Below are 9,039 nucleotides of genomic sequence, written 5' to 3'. Positions count from 1 at the left end.
AAAAGTCTATATCAAAGATATGAATTTCTGCGTCAGACTTAATTTGAACCGCCGTATACGGAACCGTACGTACGGTGGTGTGAGAGGTCGGGAGTTAGTCGCTCCCTCCTACTCGATTGTTTATTAATTTAAAATAGAACTTTCTTAAAAAATATTACTTTAATGTTTAAAAGAATCTAATCAAAAGCTAAGAAGAATTTATATTTCCATATTGTATACTTGTCTTCGGGTAACGGGTAATTAATAGATACAAATTTCCTTTCCGAATAAAGTTTGAAAAAATGGTTTAACAAAATATGAAAATAATCGATTTATATAGATTAATAAATAATAAAATAGTAAATCTTTGGGGTGTTGCAAATGAATAAGTATAGGTCACTTAACCAGAATTACAGAGAAGGAATGCTTAATAAGGTACCTGAAATTACAGCCTTCTTCTGGATTACGAAATTATTGACAACTGGTATGGGCGAGGTATTTTCAGATTATTTAGCTCACATTTTTAATCCAATTGTGGCAGGAGGACTTACTTTAATTGGTCTTGTTGTTTCATTGGTACTACAATTAAAAGCACGAAAATATGTACCATGGATTTACTGGTTAGTTGTCACGATGGTAAGTGTATTTGGTACGATGGCAGCCGATGTTATACACGTTGTGTTGGGTGTACCTTACGTTGTCTCTACGGCTTTCTTTATCGTTTCACTAATCGTAATCTTTGTAATGTGGTTTAAATCTGAGAAATCACTTTCTATACACAGTATTTACACAAGCAAACGTGAGAAATTTTACTGGGCAACTGTTCTTGCAACATTTGCACTTGGTACTGCTGCAGGAGATATGACTGCATCAACAATGCATTTAGGATATTTCCCTTCAGCTTTACTTTTTACAATCTTACTTGCAATTCCAGCTATCGGCTATTGGAAGTTTGGTTTTAATGAGATTTTCGCATTTTGGTTCGCCTATATCATGACACGTCCTGTAGGAGCTTCATTTTCAGACTGGATAGGGACATCAAAAGCTTACGGTGGTCTAGGGATTGGGAAAGGTCCTGTTAGTCTTGTCTTAACAATTTTTATTATTATCTTTGTTATTTACTTAACTATTACGCGCAAAGATGTTAAAAAGGATGAAGCAGCAGCATAAGATAGTCAATTTTTTAAAATTTAATATGACTTTAAATGGAAAATAAGTCCCATTAATGAAAGACACCTGAATGAAAAGGTGTCTTTTTATGTGTTTGAATAGTAATTACAAACTTGAATTGTGTTATGTACACAATTTAACAAAAATAGTATGGAATAATTGTTGACAAAATAATCTGATTATTTAAAATAAACTGTATAGTCGGTTTTAAGTGATTAAGTTTAAAATTAAATATTTACCAAATTACAAATGGGAGGAATTCAAATGAGTACAAATACGGAAAGTAAAAAAATAATACCTGAACATGTAGATTATAAAAGATGCGATGAAGTAGATTTTGATATAGTTCATAGAGCATTTTCAGCTGGGTTTTCTGATTATATGATCAAAGCGGAGTTTTCTAAAGAGGTATTTTTAAAATTATTTTTTGGACCAGAGGGAAATCGTTTAGATACTTCTTTAATTGCGGTTCATGAAGGTATACCAATTGGTGTGGTACTTGGTGGGATTAAATATTATGAAGGGATTAAAACAATGAGATGTGGAGCATTAGCAGTGAGTCCTGGGTATAGAGGTAAAGATGTTAGTAAAAAATTATATGATTTACACAAAGACGAAGCAATTCAACATAACTGCCAACAGCTATTTCTAGAAGTGATTTTAGGAAATGATAGGGCAATTAATTTTTATAAAAAACTTGGATATGAAAAAATATATGATCTATCGTATTATTCATTATCCAAGATTTCAAGTTTAAAAGACTATCATTTTTCGTCAAATGCGATAGTAAAAAATATCACAATAGCTAATTTTGAAAGTGCAATAGTAAAGTGGGACTACCACATTAACTGGCAAAATGATCTTGATTATATAAAGAAAGGTGATAATTATCATTTTTATGGTGCTTATTTCGGTAACAAACTAATTGGTAGCTTATGTATTAATGCTACTGGGAAAATTAGCTTTTTATATGTTGAAAAGAATCAAAGATGTAAAGGAATTGGATCGGAATTATTAAAAAACGCTATTATTGAACATGAACTCAAGAATTTGAATATTTCCTTTCCAAATAATAGTAGTTTAGAAGGGTTTATTAAAAAAATCGGATTTGAACGAAATAAATTATCACAATATGAAATGTACTTAACGCTGTGAAGTAATAAAAAGGCATCTAGAATAGTAAAAGGAGAGTGTGGAAAGTGGAAGCTATAAAACCTATCTATACTGAGAGACTTATTTTAAGGATGTTTGACTCTAAAAATGATCTTGATTCTTATGCTTCTATTTTAGGGCAAAAGGATGTTGGTAAATGGTTGCCTAAACGTGATGCGTATAATAAAGAAGAATCAGAAAAGATGATTAAATTTCTTTACTAATCAATGTAAAGAAAATGGATTCGGAACTTGGGCTTTAACTACTAAAGAAGGAACACTACTTGGCCATATGGGACTCAATTTTATCTCTGATTTACAAGAAGTTGAAGTTCTGTATGCACTTGGCAAAGAGTTCTGGGGAAAGGGTTACGCTTCAGAGGGTGCAAAAGCTTCTGTTGAATATGCTTATCAACATTTAGAATGTAAAAAGTTGATTGGTTTAACTAAACCAGATAACTATGCTTCACAACATGTATTAAAGAAGTTGGGAATGAAAAACACGAAAGACATTAATTGGAGAGGTATGGATTTAAATTACTTTGAGTTAGATAAACAAGAGTATTTATTAACTAACAAATAATAGAAGTATTCTATATTATTTGTTTCCCTTCAGCATAATAATCTTTACCTTGTAAAAAGGAAGATACTTTTTATTTAGAGAGTAATAGATTTTTCTCTCTTTTGAAAAGAAACTTCCTTTTCCTATGTATTTTTATAGGTAACATTTTTTATGTATAAAATTCAAATTATTACAAATATTTTGTTTCAATAAAGTAAAATTATTAGTAAATTAATATTAGCTATGATACTATTAAACTACAAATCACGGTATCGTGATGATACATAATTAAGGAGTGTTTAGGCTATGGCAATTTCTTTACAGAAAGGTCAAAAAATAGATCTAACTAAAGGTAAAGCTGGACTTTCATCTTTAATTGTTGGATTAGGGTGGGACCCAGTTCAAAAAAGCGGTGGGTTTTTCGGATTTTTTAAACAAGAAAACATTGACTGTGACGCTTCTGTTTTAATGTTAGATGAAAATGATAAAATTCATAGTGCAAGCGATGTAATTTATTTTGGAAATAAAACAAGTCGTTGTAGAAGTGTAATACACTCTGGCGATAACATAACTGGTGAAGGTGACGGAGATGATGAACAAATCTTCGTAGATCTAAATAAAGTACCATCAAATATACATAAGCTTGTCTTCGTTGTTAATATCTATGCATGTGTACAGCGTAAACAACATTTTGGAATGATACAAAATGCATTTATTCGAATTGTTGAGCGATCTACTAATTCAGAATTAGCTCACTACAACCTAACAGATGATTATTCTGGCTTAACTGCTATATTTCCTGGAGAAATTTACCGTCATAATGGCGAATGGAAATTTTCAGCAGTTGGAGAAGGTACTAGAGATACTGCAATTGATCAAATTGCTAGACATTTTCAATAATCTCACAAAATAGGAGCGAATAAAAATGGCAATTAATTTATCAAAAGGTCAAAAAGTTGATTTAACAAAAACAAATCCTGGTTTAACAAATATTGTAGTTGGATTAGGTTGGGATACAAATAAATACGATGGCGGAAATGATTTTGATTTAGATTCTTCTGTATTTCTATTAAATGGAGCAGGTAAATGTTCGTCAGAATCTGATTTTATTTTTTATAACAACACAACTGGTGCAAATGGAGCAGTTGAACATACAGGCGACAATAGAACAGGTCAAGGGGACGGAGACGACGAACAAGTTAAAATCAACTTAGTGAATGTTCCATCATCGATTGAAAAAATTGCGTTCACAATAACGATTCACGATGCAGAAGCAAGAAGCCAAAACTTTGGACAAGTTAATAATTCTTATGTACGTATCTTAAGTGAAACTACTGGTGAGGAATTAATTCGTTATGACTTAGGTGAGGATTTCTCTATTGAAACGGCAGTAGTTGTAGGTGAATTATACCGTCATAGTGGTGAATGGAAATTTAATGCAATTGGTAGTGGATACCAAGGTGGACTTGTTTCTTTAGTAAAAGATTTCGGATTAGACGTTTAATCTACAATCTACAATTTACAATGAAGGTGCGTTTTTATACGTGCCTTCTATTTACATATTGGAGGGATCAAATATGACAATTTCTTTATCTAAAGGTCAACGTATTGATTTAACAAAATCGAATCCTGGTTTAACAAAAGTAGTGATTGGATTAGGTTGGGATACAAACAAATATAGTGGTGGAACTGAATTTGATTTAGATGCTTCTGCATTTTTAGCAAATGCAAATGGTGTAGTGCAAAATGACGATGAATTCATTTTCTACAACAATTTAAAAAGCCCAACTGAGGCAGTCATTCATACAGGTGATAATCGTACTGGTGAAGGTGAAGGAGATGATGAACAATTAATTGTTGATTTCTCAAAAATCCCTTCTCATGTAGAAAAAATAGGAATCACTGTAACGATTCACGACGCAGAAATACGCAATCAAAATTTTGGACAAGTTTCTAATGCGTTTATTCGAATTGTAAACGAGGAAACAAACGAAGAGATCTTACGTTACGATCTAGCTGAAGATTTTTCGATTGAAACAGCTATTGTTTTTTGTGAATTATACAAACATGGAAACGAATGGAAATTTAATGCGATTGGCAGTGGATTTTCAGGTGGATTGGCTTCACTATGTCGTAACTATGGACTAGAAGTTTAATTAAGTGAGGATAACAAATGAATTTTATACATGATTTAATAAATAGTTATGGTTCCTTCTTTTCGTTTGATGCAATTAAAGAAGTTGTAACAAACCCAGCTAGTTGGGGAGTTATTGGGACATTAGTTATTTTAGAAGGACTTTTATCAGCTGATAACGCCTTAGTTTTAGCGGTAATGGTTCGTCACTTACCAAAAACTCAACAAAAGAAAGCATTATTCTATGGTTTATTAGGTGCTTATTTATTCCGATTCCTTGCAATAGGACTTGGTGTTTTTCTTGTCAAAATTACATGGGTTAAGGTTCTCGGTGGAGCGTACCTACTATGGTTATCCATTAGTCATTTCGTTAAAAAATCAAGTGATGATGAAGAAGTTCAAAACAAGGCAATGAGTTTTTGGAGAACTGTTCTTGCAGTAGAATTAATGGATATCGCGTTTAGTCTTGATAGTGTAATCGCTGCATTTGGTGTATCTGATAAAGTCTGGGTATTATTTATAGGTGGGATGTTAGGAGTATTAATGATGCGTAGTGTCGCACAACTATTCCTAGCACTTATTGAAAGAATCCCTGAATTTGAAGCCACTGCATTCGTTTTAATTGCTATTATTGGATTAAAAATGATCGCAGCATCATTATTTGGATTCCATATTAATGAATTAGTATTCTTCGGCATTTTAATTGCTGTTTTCTTAGCAACATTTGTTGTTCATGCTGTAAAGAAAAAATCAAGTACAGACCAAAATACAGTAATAAAGTAGGTTAAAAGGGAAAGTTCGCTTTCCCTTTTTATATTCAATTAATTTAGAATCCGTAGCCTTAATTGAGGTTGTTCAGTCAATTATTGAGTGGATTTTGTCGAATCCTACTTATTTTAAAAAAATTAATATTAACAAACCTACTATCAATAATAATATAGCGATCTCTATAATAGTGAATATAGGAGATTTAAGAACATGATGATACATTTTTAGTGAATTCTTAAAACGGATATCTTCTCTATTCCTTTTAAACAATGTTCTCACGATTTGTCACCCTCTAGTAATTCATGATTTATAATGTGACGTTAAATCCTAAAAATTCGCAGTAGACTATTTGAGTTAAGTTACAAAAAAATATAAACCAATGATGGAAAATTACTAAATACAGTTTAATCCTGTCATGAGTAGAAACATGAGAAGTTAAGGTGAATATTTTTGGACAACCTAAGCCGTTATATTGTAAAGTTTAAGGAAAGGAGGATTTACATGGTAATGTTTACCCCAAAAATCATGAATAGTAATAATTACGAATGGTTGACTACATTAAAACAACCATCTTCACAAAGACAGGATATCCAACAAGTCGGGGAATTTATTCAATATAATCAAATTGCTTGGCAAATATTAGGTTCAACTACCGATGTAGATGAGTACTTTGAAAATTTATACGATTTGACTCATGATGAATATTTAAATATATGTTTATTAAGTGAGGAACTTGATAAAAACATTTCAAATGAAATGTTTCAAGACATTCAAAAAATACTCTCAATTAATACTGCTGAACATGGTTTGTCTGTTAATCGATTAATTGCATTTCTTGAAGGTTCTCAATTAATTCCTAAACACGAAAATCAAGATATTCATCTTCATATTCGAAATCAAATTAAGACAGTACTTACTAAATTTAAAGATTCGAATACAAACGGATTTTTAGATAATAATTTTAGAAGAGTATTAGTTGACCTAGTGAAATGGTTGCATAATCATATAAAAAAATGGCTAGAAAATGATTTTCCTAGAAATTCACCACTTATTTTATGGTATGGTGATATGACTTTTAGTGAGAGTTATTTCTTATATTTGCTTATTCTTATAGGCTTTGATGTAGTAATCTTTCACCCTGAGGGAAAAGATATGTTGTCTATATTGACGGGAGAAAATGATGGATCTACTATCTATACTTTACCTGCAACTACTCCATTAGTTCCTTTTCCAAAAACAAAACCGGCAAGAAAAGAAACTGTGGCTCATAAGGCTTCAAAAGAAATTGAACGATTAATACATACAGATGATTCATTATTATTTAAACCATGGCAATTTAGAAATTATGCAACGCGATCTATTACATTAAAAACAACTTATGATGAATTATTCATTTTACATAAAGAAAGAGCTATGCTACGACCTAATTTTGAAGTGAAGAATAACATTGTTCAAATCCCAGTTTTCTTTTCAAAAATAGTAGGCGTACCTAAAAATCGACGTGAGTATTGGGAAAAAGTTGAACAACTAACTTATCACGAAATCACTCATACGATTGATCATTTACCTTTCACAAACTTTATTAAAGGAAATAACCAATATCATTATCAAAATGCTTTAGGTCAGGATGGAATACTTGATCCACAAAAAATGATGGAGAGTAATTGGTGGAAGTATAAAGAATTGCCTAATGGTTTACAATTTGGTTTAGCCTTAGCAATTGCTAGATATGTAGAGAATGTAGTGATTAAACCTCTTGCAAATGAAGCAAAACAACAAACTCAATTATTCTTATTCAATCAGGTGATGAATATACCCGTTGAAATCTTACGTTTATTACAGCAGTTTGATTATACTCAGCAAGTTCCAAAACTTTTAATTTATAACACCGAACAAAACGGTACATTGAGCCGATCAGATGCAGCTCTGCTTTTATTATTAAATGAATTTGGGATTGATATTATTTTGTTAAATCCAACAGGTCAAAATGATATTGAAATGTTTATTGAAGAAAAATATTTTGATACACATTGGTTAGACGAAGTTAGTTTTGATCAAGAATTTCAAGAATTAAAAGTACATGGCCAATCAATATTAAAACGTGTCATCAAAAAATTATTTTAAATAAAGGGGATATCAAAATGACATTAAATACGCTTGCAAATTTAGAAAAATTAGATGGAAATTTACAGACCAACCCAAATGAAATGAAGTTACAACTTAGAAATGAACCAGAAGTACAACGTTTATCTAAAGAAATTGATCATAAAAACCAAATTGCTTTACTTGAATATGGTAAAGAACCTGCAAATGAAATTTCTACTTTTTCTGGTAAAATCTTAAATACAATGAAAGCATCAAGTATGGAAGAGTCAAGTGCATTATTAAAACAATTAGGTAAAATTATGGACCGTTTTGATTCAAAAGATTTTGCTGAAGAAAAGGGCTTACTTTCGAAAATATTTAATCGTGGTCAAAGGTTAATTGATAAATTATTTGATAAATATCAATCAATGGGAACTGAAATTGATAAAGTGTATATCGAAATTACTAAATATGAAAATGAGATGAAAGTGTCTACAAACACGCTAGAATCACTTTACGAACAAAATGTTAATTATTATATGGATTTAGAAAAATATATCGTTGCAGGGGAACTAAAAGTTGAGGAGTTAAAAACCGGGCTTATTCCATTAACAGATAAAGCTGAAACAGGGAATCAACTTGCTATGATGGAATTAGATTCATTAAAAAATGGAATTGAGTTATTAGAACAACGTATCTATGACTTAGAAATGGCAAAACAAGTAGCTTATCAATCAGCACCTCAAATTCGATTATTACAACGTGGTAATACAAAGTTAATTGGTAAGATAAACTCTGCTTTCGTTACAACAATTCCAATCTTTAAAACTGCTTTAATCAATGCTATTTCAGCAAAAAGACAAAACCTTGTTGCGCAATCTATGAATGAATTGGATAAACGTACAAATGAGTTGTTACTACGTAATGCCCAAACAATTTCACAACAAAGTGTTGAAATTGCAAAATTATCAGGAGCACCTAGTGTTAAGATTGAAACTATGGAAGAAACATGGAATATCATTATTAAAGGAATGCAAGAAACAAAAGCAATTGAAGAAGAAAACAAAGTTCTACGTGAACAAGGAAAATTACGTTTAGAGCAACTTCAAGAAAACTTTGTTAAAATGAAACAATCTTAATTGTTAAGTATACAAATTTAATACTTATTAGAAATGAACATTCTTAAAAGA

The 9,039-nt window shown here is 31.0% G+C and carries 9 protein-coding genes and 1 pseudogene; all 10 read left to right on the top strand.

Annotated elements, in window-relative coordinates:
- Positions 1–360 precede the first annotated feature (360 nt).
- Complete coding sequence (locus tag J5Y03_RS16220; RefSeq protein ID WP_245208927.1) at positions 361–1,149, top strand: COG4705 family protein; 789 nt, start codon at positions 361–363, stop codon at positions 1,147–1,149.
- A gap of 264 nt (positions 1,150–1,413) precedes the next feature.
- Positions 1,414–2,304 (top strand): GNAT family N-acetyltransferase, encoded by an 891-nt coding sequence (locus J5Y03_RS16215; protein ID WP_209407043.1) that lies wholly within the window; start codon positions 1,414–1,416, stop codon positions 2,302–2,304.
- Between the two features lie 44 nt (positions 2,305–2,348).
- A complete protein-coding gene (locus J5Y03_RS16210; protein ID WP_209407042.1) occupies positions 2,349–2,525 on the top strand; it encodes a hypothetical protein in 177 nt (58 codons plus the stop codon).
- Between the two features lie 25 nt (positions 2,526–2,550).
- Positions 2,551–2,883, top strand: a pseudogene (locus J5Y03_RS16205) (GNAT family N-acetyltransferase); the annotation flags it as partial.
- Positions 2,884–3,168: 285 nt separating this feature from the next.
- Complete coding sequence (locus J5Y03_RS16200; protein WP_209407041.1) at positions 3,169–3,762, top strand: TerD family protein; 594 nt, start codon at positions 3,169–3,171, stop codon at positions 3,760–3,762.
- A gap of 25 nt (positions 3,763–3,787) precedes the next feature.
- Positions 3,788–4,366 (top strand): TerD family protein, encoded by a 579-nt coding sequence (locus J5Y03_RS16195; protein ID WP_209407040.1) that lies wholly within the window; start codon positions 3,788–3,790, stop codon positions 4,364–4,366.
- A 73-nt stretch (positions 4,367–4,439) separates the two neighbouring features.
- The gene (locus tag J5Y03_RS16190) at positions 4,440–5,018 is read left to right on the top strand and encodes a TerD family protein (protein ID WP_209407039.1); all 579 of its coding nucleotides are present in this window, start codon (positions 4,440–4,442) and stop codon (positions 5,016–5,018) included.
- A 17-nt stretch (positions 5,019–5,035) separates the two neighbouring features.
- On the top strand, positions 5,036–5,779 hold the full coding sequence (locus J5Y03_RS16185) for a TerC family protein (RefSeq protein ID WP_209407038.1): 744 nt from the start codon (positions 5,036–5,038) through the stop codon (positions 5,777–5,779).
- 486 nt (positions 5,780–6,265) lie between these two features.
- Complete coding sequence (locus J5Y03_RS16180) at positions 6,266–7,888, top strand: YceG family protein (protein ID WP_209407037.1); 1,623 nt, start codon at positions 6,266–6,268, stop codon at positions 7,886–7,888.
- Positions 7,889–7,905: 17 nt separating this feature from the next.
- Positions 7,906–8,988: a toxic anion resistance protein gene (locus J5Y03_RS16175; RefSeq protein WP_209407036.1), complete on the top strand. Its 1,083-nt coding sequence runs from the start codon at positions 7,906–7,908 to the stop codon at positions 8,986–8,988.
- The last annotated feature ends 51 nt before the right edge of the window (positions 8,989–9,039 follow it).

The organism is Gottfriedia endophytica (genome assembly GCF_017814275.1).
GTDB classification, from domain to species: Bacteria; Bacillota; Bacilli; order Bacillales; family Bacillaceae_G; genus Gottfriedia; species Gottfriedia endophytica.
Note: the sequence above shows the minus strand (reverse complement) of the source record. Positions and strands in the feature narration are given on the sequence as shown.